Source organism: Bradyrhizobium sp. (assembly GCF_049512235.1).
GTDB lineage: Bacteria > Pseudomonadota > Alphaproteobacteria > Rhizobiales > Xanthobacteraceae > Bradyrhizobium.
In genome coordinates this window covers 1-13,557 of the sequence record NZ_JBEKXH010000148.1, presented here as the reverse complement: position 1 = coordinate 13,557, position 13,557 = coordinate 1, and the positions used below count along the sequence as shown (strand labels likewise).

Annotated in this window: 17 protein-coding genes and 1 pseudogene; 9 read left to right on the top strand and 9 right to left on the bottom strand. The window is 59.2% G+C overall.

Annotated features, from left to right (window positions below; genetic code table 11):
- A partial coding sequence (locus tag ABSG20_RS15635; RefSeq protein WP_423865409.1) for a cytochrome b occupies positions 1-321 on the top strand: 321 nt, incomplete at its 5' end.
- An 11-nt stretch (positions 322-332) separates the two neighbouring features.
- Here ABSG20_RS15635 and ABSG20_RS15630 read toward each other — a convergent pair.
- The 3 genes from ABSG20_RS15630 to ABSG20_RS15620 all read right to left on the bottom strand — a co-directional run bounded on the left by ABSG20_RS15630 (position 333) and on the right by ABSG20_RS15620 (position 4,425).
- Positions 333-1,664, bottom strand: coding sequence for a chloride channel protein (locus tag ABSG20_RS15630; protein WP_423865408.1), 1,332 nt, complete (start codon positions 1,662-1,664; stop codon positions 333-335).
- Positions 1,665-1,971: 307 nt separating this feature from the next.
- Positions 1,972-2,625 (bottom strand): PRC-barrel domain-containing protein, encoded by a 654-nt coding sequence (locus ABSG20_RS15625; RefSeq protein ID WP_423865407.1) that lies wholly within the window; start codon positions 2,623-2,625, stop codon positions 1,972-1,974.
- A gap of 237 nt (positions 2,626-2,862) precedes the next feature.
- Positions 2,863-4,425, bottom strand: coding sequence for a Do family serine endopeptidase (locus tag ABSG20_RS15620; RefSeq protein ID WP_423865406.1), 1,563 nt, complete (start codon positions 4,423-4,425; stop codon positions 2,863-2,865).
- A 237-nt stretch (positions 4,426-4,662) separates the two neighbouring features.
- On the opposite strand from ABSG20_RS15620, the gene ABSG20_RS15615 reads away from it, so the two are divergent.
- Positions 4,663-4,911, top strand: coding sequence for a hypothetical protein (locus tag ABSG20_RS15615; protein WP_423865405.1), 249 nt, complete (start codon positions 4,663-4,665; stop codon positions 4,909-4,911).
- Positions 4,912-4,999: 88 nt separating this feature from the next.
- Here the strand turns inward: ABSG20_RS15615 and ABSG20_RS15610 are convergent, their stop codons facing one another.
- Positions 5,000-5,569 carry a cytochrome P460 family protein gene (locus tag ABSG20_RS15610; RefSeq protein ID WP_423865404.1) on the bottom strand — a complete coding sequence of 190 codons (570 nt, stop codon included), beginning with the start codon at positions 5,567-5,569 and terminating at the stop codon, positions 5,000-5,002.
- Between the two features lie 111 nt (positions 5,570-5,680).
- On the opposite strand from ABSG20_RS15610, the gene ABSG20_RS15605 reads away from it, so the two are divergent.
- From ABSG20_RS15605 to ABSG20_RS15595, 3 genes and pseudogenes are all read left to right on the top strand, one after another.
- The gene (locus ABSG20_RS15605; protein WP_423865403.1) at positions 5,681-5,836 is read left to right on the top strand and encodes a hypothetical protein; all 156 of its coding nucleotides are present in this window, start codon (positions 5,681-5,683) and stop codon (positions 5,834-5,836) included.
- 224 nt (positions 5,837-6,060) lie between these two features.
- A pseudogene (locus tag ABSG20_RS15600) lies at positions 6,061-6,321 on the top strand (isochorismatase family protein); the annotation flags it as partial.
- A 24-nt stretch (positions 6,322-6,345) separates the two neighbouring features.
- The gene (locus ABSG20_RS15595) at positions 6,346-7,029 is read left to right on the top strand and encodes a VOC family protein (protein WP_423865402.1); all 684 of its coding nucleotides are present in this window, start codon (positions 6,346-6,348) and stop codon (positions 7,027-7,029) included.
- Positions 7,030-7,172: 143 nt separating this feature from the next.
- Here the strand turns inward: ABSG20_RS15595 and ABSG20_RS15590 are convergent, their stop codons facing one another.
- Both ABSG20_RS15590 and ABSG20_RS15585 read right to left on the bottom strand, forming a co-directional pair.
- Complete coding sequence (locus tag ABSG20_RS15590; RefSeq protein ID WP_423865401.1) at positions 7,173-7,607, bottom strand: CBS domain-containing protein; 435 nt, start codon at positions 7,605-7,607, stop codon at positions 7,173-7,175.
- Positions 7,608-7,846: 239 nt separating this feature from the next.
- The gene (locus ABSG20_RS15585) at positions 7,847-8,005 is read right to left on the bottom strand and encodes a hypothetical protein (protein ID WP_423865400.1); all 159 of its coding nucleotides are present in this window, start codon (positions 8,003-8,005) and stop codon (positions 7,847-7,849) included.
- A 52-nt stretch (positions 8,006-8,057) separates the two neighbouring features.
- Here ABSG20_RS15585 and ABSG20_RS15580 point away from each other — a divergent pair, with 52 nt between their 5' ends.
- The 4 genes from ABSG20_RS15580 to ABSG20_RS15565 all read left to right on the top strand — a co-directional run bounded on the left by ABSG20_RS15580 (position 8,058) and on the right by ABSG20_RS15565 (position 11,783).
- On the top strand, positions 8,058-8,225 hold the full coding sequence (locus ABSG20_RS15580; RefSeq protein ID WP_423865399.1) for a hypothetical protein: 168 nt from the start codon (positions 8,058-8,060) through the stop codon (positions 8,223-8,225).
- A 330-nt stretch (positions 8,226-8,555) separates the two neighbouring features.
- Entirely contained in the window at positions 8,556-9,038 is a 483-nt protein-coding gene (locus tag ABSG20_RS15575) for a hypothetical protein (protein WP_423865398.1), read from the top strand.
- Between the two features lie 1,058 nt (positions 9,039-10,096).
- Positions 10,097-10,558: a hypothetical protein gene (locus ABSG20_RS15570; protein ID WP_423865397.1), complete on the top strand. Its 462-nt coding sequence runs from the start codon at positions 10,097-10,099 to the stop codon at positions 10,556-10,558.
- Positions 10,551-11,783 carry an HlyD family secretion protein gene (locus tag ABSG20_RS15565; RefSeq protein ID WP_423865396.1) on the top strand — a complete coding sequence of 411 codons (1,233 nt, stop codon included), beginning with the start codon at positions 10,551-10,553 and terminating at the stop codon, positions 11,781-11,783. Before ABSG20_RS15570 ends, ABSG20_RS15565 begins: the two co-directional genes overlap by 8 nt.
- A gap of 284 nt (positions 11,784-12,067) precedes the next feature.
- On the opposite strand, the gene ABSG20_RS15560 is transcribed toward ABSG20_RS15565, so the two are convergent.
- Genes ABSG20_RS15560 through ABSG20_RS15550 form a run of 3 tightly spaced genes read right to left on the bottom strand, consistent with a single transcriptional unit; the run spans position 12,068 to position 13,520 of the window.
- Entirely contained in the window at positions 12,068-12,565 is a 498-nt protein-coding gene (locus tag ABSG20_RS15560) for an adenylate/guanylate cyclase domain-containing protein (RefSeq protein WP_423865395.1), read from the bottom strand.
- On the bottom strand, positions 12,490-12,987 hold the full coding sequence (locus ABSG20_RS15555) for an adenylate/guanylate cyclase domain-containing protein (RefSeq protein ID WP_423865411.1): 498 nt from the start codon (positions 12,985-12,987) through the stop codon (positions 12,490-12,492). The genes ABSG20_RS15560 and ABSG20_RS15555 overlap by 76 nt, the downstream gene beginning before the upstream one ends.
- A gap of 47 nt (positions 12,988-13,034) precedes the next feature.
- A complete protein-coding gene (locus ABSG20_RS15550) occupies positions 13,035-13,520 on the bottom strand; it encodes a hypothetical protein (RefSeq protein WP_423865410.1) in 486 nt (161 codons plus the stop codon).
- Between the last annotated feature and the right edge of the window lie 37 nt (positions 13,521-13,557).

The window sequence follows — 13,557 nt, the reverse complement described above, 5'->3', positions numbered from 1 at the left end:
CGAGGCGGATGGCCCGTGCCGCAGCATTACGCTCTATATATCCTCATGATCGCCATGCCGCTGATCGGCTGGGCGATGCTGTCGGCCGCCGCCTACCCGATCGTGTTGTATGGAGGCGTGCGCCTTCCGGCGATCCTGCCGCAGAGCGACAGCCTGCATACGCTGCTCTGGAGCGCGCATTTCTTTCTGGCTTTCCTGTTCTTTGCTCTGATCCTGATGCATTTCGCCGCGGCGCTCTTCCATGCCCTGGTCCGACGAGACGGCGCATTCGAGACCATGGCGCCGGTGCCGCGTCGCGACGAACTCTCCGCCGCCGAGTGACCAGTTTCAGGTCAGCGCTTTGCCGGCTCCCGCAGCTTCTGTCTTTGCGCGATCTCTTCGTCGGTCAACCGCGCATCATAGATAGAGCGCGGTTCGATGATCCGCGAAACCAGCGTTGCGATGATCACGCCAAGCAGCACAGGCGCAACGAATGACCGGCCTTGACCGGTCAACTCCATCATCAAGACGACCGCCGAGATGGGCCCTTGCGTGGTGGCTGCCAGCACGGCTCCGGCGCCGACGATCGCAACCAGCGCAGGTTGCACGTCGGGCCAAAAGAACGAACAGGCGTGGCCAATAACCGCGCCAAGCAGCGCTCCCAGTGCCAGCGACGGCGTAAACAGGCCTCCGGGGACACCGCTGCCCAGGCACAATAGGGTCGCAGCGGGTTTGAGGATGAGCAGCACCAGTAAAAGCACGAACGGAAGCTGGTCCGAGAACGCAAGCTGCGCGATATCCTTGCCGTTTCCGAGCAATTGTGGAAACGGGATCGAGACCAGCCCAAGCAGTCCAAGCGCCAGTACCGGAGCCAGCAGTCGCCACCTGCGTTTCGGCCTGTTTCGATCGGCCCATGCGATCGCTCGCACAAACGCGACTGACACCAGACCGGCGATTGGTCCGACAAGAACCGCGAGGGCGAGGTTCGTGGCCGAGCCATCGAAGTGAGGAATGACATAGGTCGGCGCGTCGGGCAGCACCAGAAATGCGGTTGCCGTCGCGATAACCGACGTCAGAAGCGCAGGCAGCACAAGCCGCAAAGCCAGCATTCCGCGCAAAACCTCGAGCGCAAACAGCGCGCCGCCCAGCGGCACGCCATAAGCCGCCGCCATGCCGGCTCCCGCGCCGCAGGCAACCAGCAGCCGGCGCTGTTCGTCGGACAAAACGGCTTTGTCCGACAAGACATTGGCGATCACTGCTCCGGCCTGCTTGGGCGCCCCCTCGCGGCCAAGCGAAGCGCCCATTCCGACGACCACGACAGACAACACCGCGCTGCCCAGGGTTCGCAATGCAGGCAGCCTGCCTGCGGAAAACCAGATCGCTTCGGTTATGTCGATGCTGTTGCTGCTGGTCAGACGAACCAGCACAATCTGGCCCGCGCCCGTTACCAACCCCGCTCCCAGGAGCACGAGAATGTGCCGCCAGGGCGTTGCCTGGGCGGCCGCATCCAGCAATGTCGCGCCGGGGTCTGGCCACATGAAGTGCTGGACGGCCTGCAAGATCAGCGTCAACGCAGCGGCGGATGCGCCGGTGCCAAGACCGGTGACCGCAATCGCCAGCCAAAAGAGGCCGCTCGCATTCGGACCGAGCCTCGATGTCGATACACTGGGAGAGTCGTCGCCCACTTCGGTTCAGGACCCTTTTGAAAGAAGCTTCGCTCGCTATGTAAACATGACGCCTTTGGCTGTCGCCATAAAACGCCATGAACCGACCCACCACGCGGTCGGTCGGAAGCAAGAGCAGCAGTCACTCTGGGTTTCGCCGAACGGCTTCGATCGGATGAGATGGGCTCCCGCTCCATCTCCCGCAGACCGGCTCGGATACCGCACGCCAGCAAAAAGGACCGCCCCTTTGAGGCAGTCCCTTTGCCGGTCGCACCGAATTCAAGCAGGTGACCGGAGCGGCCTGCCAACACGCTCCGCCACAACGAACTCAGGTGTTGCTCGGATACTTGAATTCCGGAGCAGCTTTGAGCTGATCGGCACTGGCGTCCATGCTGGCATGCCACTTCTTGTCCTTGGCGTCGTAGCTGAGCTTGACCGCGGACGGCCGAACCGCGACATAGTGATCGCCCATTCCGAGAAATCCGCCGACGCCGATGACGTAGCCATTCACGCTGTCGCCGTTGTAGGCCACATCCTTGATCGTACCGATATCCTGATTGGCATTGTTGTACACATCCAGACCGACCACTTTCGAGCTGAGTTCGTCCTTGGCCGGCAGGCTGGTGAACATGCCGCTGGAGTGCCTTTCTGCGTTGCCTTTCTTCGGATCCGAAGCCTGATCGTTCGATCCGACGGTGGTCACTTCGGTCTCTGAATTGGGACCGATAAACATCGTCACCGGATTGCCCGATTTATCCGTGGCTGTTACCAGAAACGAATCCGCGGCCACCTTGATGTTGGTAAATCCCGACTGCTGCAGATTGTTTGTCAACTGCTGCCGAATGCTGGATTGGCTCGGCTGCGGATTGGCGGTTGTCGCCGGCGAGGAAGCCGAACCTGCGTTCGAACTGGCTGCCTGCGCCAGGGCCACCGACGATACCGTCGTCAGGATAGCTGCCGCTACTATGGCTGTTTTTTTCATCGCTTGGTCTCCATCGTTTTGCGTTGCCCTTGGGGAAGCAACAGGATGGATGACCGCGCGTTCCGGAAAATGGCGGAGTTAATGAAACTTAATCTCGACGACACTTCTGAGATCGTGGCCGTCCAAAATAACGCGACGGTTCCAAACGGTGCGGAAGCTGAGGCCAGCCACAAAAGGGACGCACACAAAGGCCGGCAGCACGCGATGCATGCTGCCGGCCTTGTGCGTTGCAGTTTACTAGCCGTTTGCGAGCGGAACAGCGACGTAGTGCGAGCTATCGCCGGAGCGAACCCTCATCAGGACGCTGTTCTTGTTGCCGGCGCGCGCAGACTTGATCGCATCGCGAACGTCGCCGGGGTTGGCCACGCTCTTCCCCGCGACTTCGAGAATGACGTCGCCCTCCCTGAAGCCGCGCTCCGCTGCGGCGCTCTTCGGGTCAACGCCGGTGACAACGACGCCATTTTTACCGGCACCCGCTACTGAACTCGCGGGCGCAACCCTAAGGCCGAGCCGGGGAACATCCGAACCACTGGAGGGATCGGCATTCGCCTCCTGCGTCGCGGGTAACCGACCCAAGGTAAGATTGACGGCCTCGTCCTTTCCCTGGTGCAGGACGTTGAGCTTGATGGCATCGCCGGGCGCAAGGCTGCCGATGGTGCGGGCGAGTTCGCGTGCATCCTTGACGGTCTCGCCATTCACCGACGTGATGACGTCGCCGGGTTCGATTCCGGCCTTGGCCGCGGGGCCGTTGGCCTGAGGTTCCGACACCAGCGCGCCTTCAGCTTTCTTCAGACCAAGACTATCTGCGATATCCTGGGTTACCGGCTGTATCTGGACGCCGATCCAGCCACGGCTGACAGTGCCCTTATCCTTGAGCTGTGCGATCACAGTCGTCACAGTCGAAGCCGGAATCGAGAAGGCAATGCCGACGCTGCCACCCGACGGGGAGTAGATTGCCGTGTTTACGCCGACGACTTCGCCCTGCATGTTGAAGGCGGGGCCGCCTGAGTTGCCCTTGTTGACCGGCGCGTCGATCTGAATGAAGTCATCGTACGGGCCGTTGCCGATATCGCGGCCGCTGGCCGAGACGATGCCAGCAGTGACAGTTCCGCCGAGACCAAAGGGATTTCCGACCGCGAGGACCCAGTCGCCGATCCGCGGCTTGCCTGCCGCAAGTTTTGCAAACGGAAAGTCGGTCCCGCCTTCGACCTTGATCAGAGCGAGATCCGTTCGTTTGTCCGTGCCGATCACCTTGGCGGTGTACGTCTTTCCGTCGTCAGTTGTGACTTCGACCTTGTCGGCGCCATCGACAACGTGATTGTTGGTCACCGCATAGCCGTCCGGCGAGATGAAGAAGCCGGAGCCCTGGCCCATCATGGCGCCATGGCCGCCCTGGTGGTTGCGCATTCCGGGAGGCGCGCCCTCGGGTCCACCAAACTGGCGGAAGAAACGCTCCATCGGCGGGCCTGCCTGACCCGAACCCGCATCGCTGCGATCGCTCGCATCGGCGGCTTTGTCTTCCATCGTTACTTTGACTGAAATGACCGAAGGCTTCACGCGCTGCACGATATCGGCGAAACCCGTCGGCTGAGCTAAATTGCTCACATCGCTGTTCACCTGCGCATGGGCCGGGCTGCTGATAATGCCGAAACCACCGGGCAAGGACTCCATGCCGAACGCAGCGACGCCGAGACCGGCAACAACGGACGCCATCAGCGCGAGCTTGCGCGCGGAGAACAGCGAAACCCGGGCACGTGAATGATGGGGAAATGAAGAAGGATCGGATCGATGATTCGTCACAAGAAGTCTCCCTGAATTGGGGCAGCGGCGCGGCTGGCGTCCCGTGAGACTCAAGATGGGACTTCGCGTGTTACGGCGTGCTGGCCAGGAAATTAATGTTTTGCAACAAAGCTCGCATTCTCCGCAACAAGCGATGGAAACGGGTCAACCCCATTCCGCGATGGTTGAGAGGGCAGGCGAACGATTCGCGCCAGAGTACGTTAGGATTGCAGTGCAATGCGTTCGACAGGAGACGAAATGAACAAGTTGGCTGTGGCCCTGCTGCTGTTGGCGACGCCTGCATTCGCGCAAACGCCGCCTTCGGTAAAAGAACCCGTATGCGAACCCATCGGGCGCACCTCGAAAGGCGATTTGGTCTACTCGATGGAATGCCGCAACATTCCGGGCCTCCCGATTGGAGACAAGCCGGTCGGTTACAATCCGACGCCGGTTATCAAGGACGTGACGGTGCCTCTCGCACCGCCGGCCCCTCCGGAGAGCAAATAGTATCACGGTGGCAGTGTTCTCTGCACTTAATTCACATAGTGAATGAAATTCAGAAAAATGATCCCGCCAGGAGACGGCGTGGTCCATTTCAGGGCGTAGGTGCGTAGTGAGTGAAAACGTAGTCGCGATCTTTTGCAGGCTGGTGGCAGGAGAAGCACTTTGCGTGCAGCGCCTCATTGCCTGGTTTGCCGTTCGTAAAGTCGGCGAACCCCCAGCCGCCGGATGCGGCGTACTTCTTCGAGTCCTTGACCATGAACTGAACGTTCACGGCGGACCCGGCAAAGGACGATTGCAGGCCGAGGCCGGGAAAACCGGCGGCCAAGGCCTGGTTGTCAAAGTCCGACGATGCTTCATTCCAATGCAGCGCGGCAATGATCGCGCCATCCGGGAACGGCAGAGTCCCGTCGCGAAAGGCCTTGATCGCCAGATCGTTGCCCAATTGGGCGCGCAACTGCTTGAGCTCGCCGCCTGCACCTGTCAGTTGCTTGCCTGTCAGTTGCTTGACGGAGATCAAGCGCCAGTCTCGATACCCCTCGGGGATTTTAATTCCATAGATCGGTGCGGCGTCTCCATTGGACTGTCCGGATGCGGACCCCATGTAGGCCGCGACACCGGCGACCGCTGTAACTGCAACTGAAACCAGCGCTATCCGTCTCATAACGTCCTCCTCTGTTCGGTCCCATCAGACCGGGTTCGTCACTTCCATGACTGCGTCGGCGAACGCTTTCGGCACCTGCTGCGGTAGGGCGTGACTCGCATTCGGCACCCGATGGTGGATGCGTTTGCCGGAGATTTGGCTGCGAAAGACCGGCCATCAGCCGCATGGATGATCGAATTCGGCGGCAGTAAAGGTGAGCGCAGCAGCGCCGAAAAAGCGGCGGCGGTCGTGGTCGATGGCCTCGTGCATATTAACGTCCATGGCTGATCTTCCAGATTTGAGGCATTGTGTGGCCGAAGAACGGTAGGCCGAATACGCGCGCCTGGTCTTCAGATCGATTTGCGAAGTGTTCGAAAGCCCGCGCGAACCTCTTCGGAAGGTTGGCAAGAATGCTCCACCGGACCGGCTGGGACGCAGACATGACGCTCACCCCGCTTCGAAATACGACGTACAGATGCACCGCGCGTGAGCGTGAATCCATTGGACCTTGGAAGCATAGCATCCATCAGCTCATCGTCATCGGGCTGATTGCCCACAATTGCATCGAAGCAACCGTCCGCTATGCGGCCGAACTCGGCTACGAGGTTGCAGTGGTGCGGGATGCGGTGGCAGATTATACTGAGGAGATGATGCACGCCGCTCTCGACATCAACATGCCCAATTACGCCAGCGCGATCGTGACGACCGGAGAGATCGTCGCGTCGATCGCGTCCCTGAAACCTGAGGGGCTAACGGATAGCCCGGCGGCGTGAACGATCAAATTGTAGGAGCGAGACATGAGCAGCACCGGAACACCCAAAGACACTGCAACCGAAACCCCGCAGGCGCTGGGGGTCGACCTGAAACTCGAGGCCTTCGCCATTCCGGTCTCGGACGTCGATCGCGCGAAGAAGTTCTACGGTGACCTCGGATGGCGCATCGATGCCGACTTTGCGTTCGATAACGGCTTCAGGGTGGTGCAGTTCACGCCACCCGGCTCGGGATGCTCAATCCAGTTCGGCGCGAAACTCACGTCGGCCGTGCCCGGCTCAGCGCAGGCTCTGTACCTGATCGTTTCTGACATCGAGGTTGCGCGTGACGCACTCGCCGCACGCGGCGTCAACATCAGTGAGGTTTTCCACGCCAGCGCGCCGGGCGCCCAGTTCCAGCCCGACGGTAGGAGCGGGCGTGTCAGCGGTCCGGCGCCCGATCACGGCAGCTATCGCTCCTACGCCACCTTCAGCGACCCGGACGGCAATCGCTGGCTGCTCCAGGAGGTCACCGCTCGGCTGCCTGGACGCGTCGACGCCAACCATACAACATTCATCTCGGCAGCCGAGCTGGCACATGCGCTCCGGCGTGCCGCTGCCGCCCATGGCGAGCATGAAAGGCGGCGCGGCGGCCCGGATCCGGAAGGATGGCCGGAGTGGTACGCCGAGTACATCGCCCGTGAGCAGGCCGGCAAGGAGCTGCCATCGTAAACGCGAGAGCCGGCAATACAGCAAGCGAACGGCTGCCCGCCGTCAGATCGGGTATGACCGGACTTGGCATGACGTGCTCAGGCACGGTGTGTGGGGCAAGGCGCCGAAGCGAACTGCCACGTTGTTCGAACCTGTCAGGCGGGTCAACTCTTGCGTGCGATATAGCTATGCAATGCCTCGTGTTCGAATTCGACCTGCTCGACCCTGTGCTTGACTATGTCGACGATCGAGATCACAGCGATGCAACGCTCGCCGTCAACGACGGGGACGTGACGGAAGCGGCCTTTGGTCATGAGGTCCATCACCGCCAGCACGGGGGTGGATAGCTGGACCGTCTGGACCGTCCGCGTCATGTGCTGAGAGACGGGGTTATCGAGCGCGTCCCGCCCGCCCGCGGCGATCGCTCGGATGATGTCGCGTTCCGAGATGATGCCAAGCACCCTCATCTCATCGTCCGAGGCGACGACCGCGCCGATCCGCTTTTCCGCAAGCACATTCAACGCGTCCATCAACGTGTGATGCGGGCGCGTCGTGAAAACGTCGCGGCCCTTGACCTTCAGAATATTTGCCACAGTCATGATTTTTGCCCTGGTCTGACGGAGCCGCTTTTTCCGGTCCCTCGGGGGAAAGGGTGCGTCATGCCCATGCTGGGATCAAGTCCGTTGTATTGAAATCGGATAGAATTTTATGGTAGCGAAGTTCCTTGGCAAGAAACCGCGCGGAAACCCGACGCGTACCCCCAGGCTTTCGGTCGCGTCGGGTGCACCTCCAGGCGTCGCATGGGCCGGCTCAAGATAGGTCGGCAAGCTGCCGTTGCTCAGAAGCGAGCCGATACACCCGTGTAGACCTCGACTTTTGGTGCCGCGCTGTTGAGACCGAAGTTCATGCCGAAATCAAGAATTCTATGCTGGTCCAGACGGAAGTTCATGCCGAGGTCAAACGTATAGACTGGCGGCGTCAACGCAACGGTCCCCACGGATGAATACAGCTCGGCCGTGGCATTTGACGCCCGCAAGTCCGGGAATCGGATGGCTGACGCCGACAAGGTTGACAAAATTGGCAAAGCTGCCGACGCCATCCGCATTTTTCAAAACGTCGAATTCGGTCATCAGAGTCAGGATGAAATCGTCAGGTCTCAGCGCAAGCGGCGCGATCAACCCGCCTTCGACGGCGCCATTGCTGATGACTGGGGTTGAGGACGGCAGTTTTACGTAAGGATTGAGAGCAAAGCCGATTGGGCCGCTATCATTGCCGAGCAGATTTATTTTGGCCCGAAGCAATAGATCGCCAAAGCCGGCACGCGCGAACCTGCAAATCGACGGTCCCTGGACGCGCCGATCGCATCGATATGGCCACACAAGTCCTGCCAGCGCATACATCCATCTCCAAATCGTGCGGAAATGACCTGAAAAGTGCATCAGGCCCTTCTCAACGAGCTTCTCAGCCGGCAAGCTCGAAGGTAACATGCGTCCTGAGCCTGATAGTTCCTGGTCTGACGAGCCGATACCTCCGCGCGGGGGCCATTGATGGACACAGCCGAACAGCGCCAGCGAACTGCCAAAAAGTTAGCCTATCCGCTTCTGCTGGCTATCCAGGTATTTGGAATGATAGTATTTGTTTGGCAGGAATTGCCCGAGTTTGAGCAGATGTTGCTCAATCCAGGAGAGCAGCTTCCAAAAGATATTTACTCCGATCTCATCATTTTTGGAGTTTTCTGCATGATGCAGATTTCGTTTTGGTGTCGGGTGCTGTATGTGCCAATACCGCTTCGACGTTCCAACTCGTTTCTGAATCTCTTTTTTTTGTTTTTAGGTCGCCTCAGTTTTATTTTTGGCGGTTCTTTGTTCGCTGTAGTCGTTTTCAGGCATTTACCTAAACTGGGACGAGGTGCCGATGTCTTGTTGGCGACCGAACGTGGAATGATATTCGTGGGGTGCTTGTTCGCGCTGTTTTGCACTAGCCTTGAGGTGGAACGACTAGGTCAAGCGTTTGAGGCAAAAAAAACGTGAGGAACTGACAGCTCCCACGACAGGCGCCCTATTGGCCGCCAAAACCTCGCCATTGGGATTTGCTGCTCCTTACTCGAAGACCAAGGATGACGGATTTCGAACTTGCAGGTATCCACTACTGGGCTTGAATAGCGGACTAGCGCCCGGCTGTGCGGCATTTTACCTTCGCTTCCCAGGAAAGTGCAACACCACTTTCTGTCCGACCAACACTACCGCAGCTAGGGTTGAATCCCACGGAAAAGCGGCCTCTCGCTGATGCTCGCGATCTTGCACACGGCGTTCACCTGGTCATCGATTGCGGCCGGACTTGCCTCAGCGGCGCTTTGGTACCGCGCTGCGACGGTCAGGGTAAAAAAAGGCGATCCTCGCGAAGTCCATGATGCTCTTAAGACGAGGGCTAGCCTTCAAAGTCAATATAGTCAGTATGCGGCGTTCGCAACAGCGGGGCCGTAGCGCTTGAGGCGCTCGCCCGGCTATTTCCTAATTAATTAGTTCGTGCACTGGGATTTGAGCGAACAGTATTGTCAGGCGTTGGTCCAGCAACGCTTTATCCGCTGACCTCTCTACGAACCTCTTGCTCCGAGATGCCGAGTTCCTTGGTCCGATCCCGCTGGCAGCCCCGTTACGATTGCGACCTTGTCCTTTAGATGCATGATAGTCTGCTAAAGAAATAGGTTTCAGCGATCAGGGCCGATTGAACACGCCGGGCCTGTTGGCGGGAGAGCGTATGCCTGCCTTATCCCTCGCTGTCCTGCATCGCAAACCCTGGGGGCCGACATTGGAACTCCGCGACAATTTATTCAAATATCCCCACCTGTAGTGTGCCCAGTCGAAGGTGCGAACGCCTTCCGGGTCTTGCTTGGCTTCTACGGGCCAGCCCATACTGTCGAGATGCGGACAATCGAACAATCGAGATCAACGGGTTCGCCCCACAGGCAACCGGTTTGCGCTTGCCAGTTCCTCGATTTGTGCAAGGATGGAAATGGAAACTTCGGAGAAGCCGACCCGCCTTGGCTCCTGCGCGTTACATCGCTTGCATTTTCGGAATGGAGAGTTGCGTGACCGAGACACTTCATCCAATTGCGCCGCATGATCTGCCGGACTTCATCACCGCTCCGGGTGATACCGACATCCTCATGGTGGTTGTCGGTGTCGTTCTGGTCGCTGCCGTTCTGATGGTCGGCAATCTGTACCTGCGTTTGCACGCTTTGCCGGAGCAAATGGCGCACAAATCGCAAAAGCTACAATTCGAAATCGTGGCTGTGCTGGGTTTGTTAGCACTCTTTACGCACATCCACCTCTTTTGGGTGATAGGCCTCTTGCTGGCCATGATTGATCTGCCTGATTGGGGCACGCCGCTGCGCAGCATCGCCGGATCGGTCAAGCAGATCGCAGATAATCCGCAAGCCGACGAAGCGGCCGAGATGGTCGGCCAAGGCGGCACTCATGGAGTTGCTGCGGAGGGTACAGACACGATAAAAGCCGGCGCTGCCAAGGGCGAGGTGCAGAGCCATGCTTGAGCTCCTTCTCTGCTCCGTGCTGACCATTCTTCCGGACTACCTTTATCGCCGCCATCGGCAGGGAAAGCGCTTCGGCCACGAGATTACATTCTTTTCGGTGTGGTTCGAACTAAGATGGGGCATCACGGCCTGTCTCATGCTGACCGTCGCCCTGATTACAGTGATTTTCTATTATCATCCATCCACGACGACGGCGACCTTGTACTTCAGGACCGTTCCAATCCTTCCCGAGATCAACGGCCGGGTGTCGGAAGTTCACGTTGAATTCAGTGCACCCGTCAAGAAGGGTGACGTGATCTTCAAGCTTGACAGCGCGAAGCAAGAATCAGCGCTGGAAACGGCCCGGCGCAAGATTGCCGAAGTCGATGCCGATTTACTGGCCGCGCAGGCGGATGTCCTCAAGGCGGATGCGCAGATCCAGCAGGCCAAAAGCGACTATCAGCAGGCCTCGGATGAACTGGACGTCAAGCGCGACCTCCAGAAGCGCAATCCCGGCATCGTTCCGCAGCGTGACATCGAAAAGCTTGATGTCCTGCTCGCGGGCCGTCAAGGCGCCCTTGATTCCGCTACAGCGTCGAAACAATCCGTGACGACCCGCCTGACGGATGTTCTCCCCGCGGAGAAGGCAAGTGCGCAGGCGGCGCTGGCCGAAGCGCAGGTCGATCTGGACAAGACCAGCATTCGTGCGGGAGTCGATGGGCGCGTGGAACAGTTTTCGCTGCGCGTGGGAGACGTCGTCAATCCGGTCATGCGGTCTGCCGGCATTCTCATTCCCGAAGGCGCGGGACAACGAGGCCTCTCGGCAGGGTTTGGTCAAATCGAGGCGCACGTCATCAAGGTCGGAATGGTCGCCGAGGCGGCATGTATTTCAAAGCCATGGACGATCATTCCGATGGTCGTGACGGGTGAGCAGAACTATATCGCGGCGGGTCAGTTCCGGGGCGGCGAGCAACTGGTCGACGCGCAGCAGGTACAGAGTCCGGGCACCATTACCGCATTTCTTGAACCTATCTACAAGGGCGGCCTTGATGGCGTTACGCCCGGAAGCAGCTGCATCGTCAACGCCTATACCAGCAACCACGATCTGATTGCCTCAAAGGAGACCGGCGCATTCAAGGGTTTCGTGTTGCACGCCGTCGACGCCGTGGGCATCGTGCATGCGATGCTGTTGCGCGTCCAGGCCCTGCTGCTGCCCATCAAGATGCTGGTGCTGAGCGGGCACTGAGCCAGTACTGTGGTTTTGGAGTTCGAATCATACCCATATCATCAGGAGGCAGATGGATTTGGAGCCTGACACTACTCGCATGTTAGTGGTCCGTCATCCAGAGATCATCGAATCGTATCCACCCATCTCGAGATTGTGGGCCTGATGGCTGGCCGCATCTTGGCGCAGCCACTCCGTCGGAGCAATGACCGTTATTGGCCCTTTCGCTTTTGCGTCCTGAAACCCGGGGCTGCCTGCTTCCCAATTCGAACGACATCGGTTCCTCGTGCAGAGGGTATTCGCGACTATTTTTCGATGTGCCAAGACCCGTCCCAGTTCAGGGAAGGTGGATTTACTCTGAGCCTTTCGATGCGCTCGATGAGAGCCTTCGATGGCCCATCGTCAGGCATCGCCGCGAGCGAGGCGTCGAATGCGCGAATTGCATCATCCCAGCGCTGTGCGCGGTAGGCGATAAGCCCTTCGAGGTATCTGTCCCGCGACATCTGCTGTTGCGACGTCAATTCGTCTTCACGCCAAAGAATCTCAAAAATCACCTCGGAGCGGGTTTGTCCCGCCACCACGACCCGGTCGATTTCTCGATACGCGACAGCGGCCCCCGTCGCGGTGACGGTTCGCTCGGAAACCGGATTGCGAGTCCCGTACAGTTTGTTCGCGCCTTCCAGGCGTGAGGCGAGATTCACAACGTCGCCCATCAGTGTGTAGCTCATCATGATCTCGGAGCCGATGCTGCCGACCAGCGCCTCGCCGGTCGCAACACCGATCCGCAAATCGCAATTCTCCATGGGAGTTCCCAGCACGCCAAGCAGTCGGGGATTTCCTGACGCAATGTGTTGATGCGATCGATCATCTGCGTGGCAGCGAGACAGGCAAGGCGGGCATGATCGGTCTCGTAAACGAAAGGAGGTCCCCCAATACGCCATGATGCCGTCGCCGATATATTTGTCGATGATCCCCCGGTTGGAGCGATCGGTTCGGACATGATTGAAAGGTAGCGGTTCATGACCTTGACCAGGCCTTGCGGTGTCATGCCTTCGCTCAGGCTGGTAAACCCTCTCAAGTCGCAGAACAGGACGGTCATCACTCGGCGTTGGCCTTCCGCCGCGGTCAGGGCGGCCCGATCGATCAGCCCTTCCACAACGCGCGGATCGATATATTTTCCGAACGTCTCCCTCACGCGTTGATTATCGCGCAGTTGCACGACCATTCGGTTGAACTGCTGCCGGTTAGCCGTGTCAAATTACCCGCGTCATGCTACTCATCGGGGTGGCGCCAGATCGCAATCGACGCCTCGGCCTTGGTGCGGGTGCATTCAAAGTCGAGGCGACGATAGCGCATCTTGACGGTGTCGCCACGCAGCAGCCCCATCCGATTGATGCAGCGCGTGACGCCGGTTAGGGTATTGTCCTTCGGCTGCGTAAAGATGATGGCGGCTGCGCCGCCAACGAGATCAAGGAAGGCCGGCTTCGGTTTTCGACCGTCCGCCTTGGCATAAAGTTCGTTCTTGAAATTGCGGCCGGAACAGCCCAGCGACAGTTCCCTGGCTTGCGGATGTGAGAGATAGATGACGTTGGCGGCGGTGATGCCGACCTTGAGGCCATCAATGTGAGTCTTGAGCTGGTTGGCGATGTCGTCGCAGCGCTCATCGGCTCTCGCCAGCGAGGCGTGGAGCGCGAAAAACGCTGTAGCGGCCAGCAGCGCCAGCCTGGCGAATATTCGTGCGCGCAGGATTGTTACCATGAATACCTCTGCGCCCATTGAAGCCTGCGCGCGGCGT

Excerpts from the sequence above, each read along its gene's own strand:
- ABSG20_RS15625 (WP_423865407.1), bottom strand. The coding sequence starts at position 2,625 with ATGAAAAAAACAGCCATAGTAGCGGCAGCTATCCTGACGACGGTATCG.
- ABSG20_RS15615 (WP_423865405.1), top strand. The coding sequence starts at position 4,663 with ATGAACAAGTTGGCTGTGGCCCTGCTGCTGTTGGCGACGCCTGCATTC.
- ABSG20_RS15610 (WP_423865404.1), bottom strand. The coding sequence starts at position 5,569 with ATGAGACGGATAGCGCTGGTTTCAGTTGCAGTTACAGCGGTCGCCGGT.
- ABSG20_RS15605 (WP_423865403.1), top strand. The coding sequence starts at position 5,681 with ATGGTGGATGCGTTTGCCGGAGATTTGGCTGCGAAAGACCGGCCATCA.
- ABSG20_RS15595 (WP_423865402.1), top strand. The coding sequence starts at position 6,346 with ATGAGCAGCACCGGAACACCCAAAGACACTGCAACCGAAACCCCGCAG.
- ABSG20_RS15590 (WP_423865401.1), bottom strand. The coding sequence starts at position 7,607 with ATGACTGTGGCAAATATTCTGAAGGTCAAGGGCCGCGACGTTTTCACG.
- ABSG20_RS15580 (WP_423865399.1), top strand. The coding sequence starts at position 8,058 with ATGGCTGACGCCGACAAGGTTGACAAAATTGGCAAAGCTGCCGACGCC.
- ABSG20_RS15575 (WP_423865398.1), top strand. The coding sequence starts at position 8,556 with ATGGACACAGCCGAACAGCGCCAGCGAACTGCCAAAAAGTTAGCCTAT.
- ABSG20_RS15565 (WP_423865396.1), top strand. The coding sequence starts at position 10,551 with ATGCTTGAGCTCCTTCTCTGCTCCGTGCTGACCATTCTTCCGGACTAC.
- ABSG20_RS15560 (WP_423865395.1), bottom strand. The coding sequence starts at position 12,565 with ATGGAGAATTGCGATTTGCGGATCGGTGTTGCGACCGGCGAGGCGCTG.
- ABSG20_RS15555 (WP_423865411.1), bottom strand. The coding sequence starts at position 12,987 with ATGGTCGTGCAACTGCGCGATAATCAACGCGTGAGGGAGACGTTCGGA.
- ABSG20_RS15550 (WP_423865410.1), bottom strand. The coding sequence starts at position 13,520 with ATGGTAACAATCCTGCGCGCACGAATATTCGCCAGGCTGGCGCTGCTG.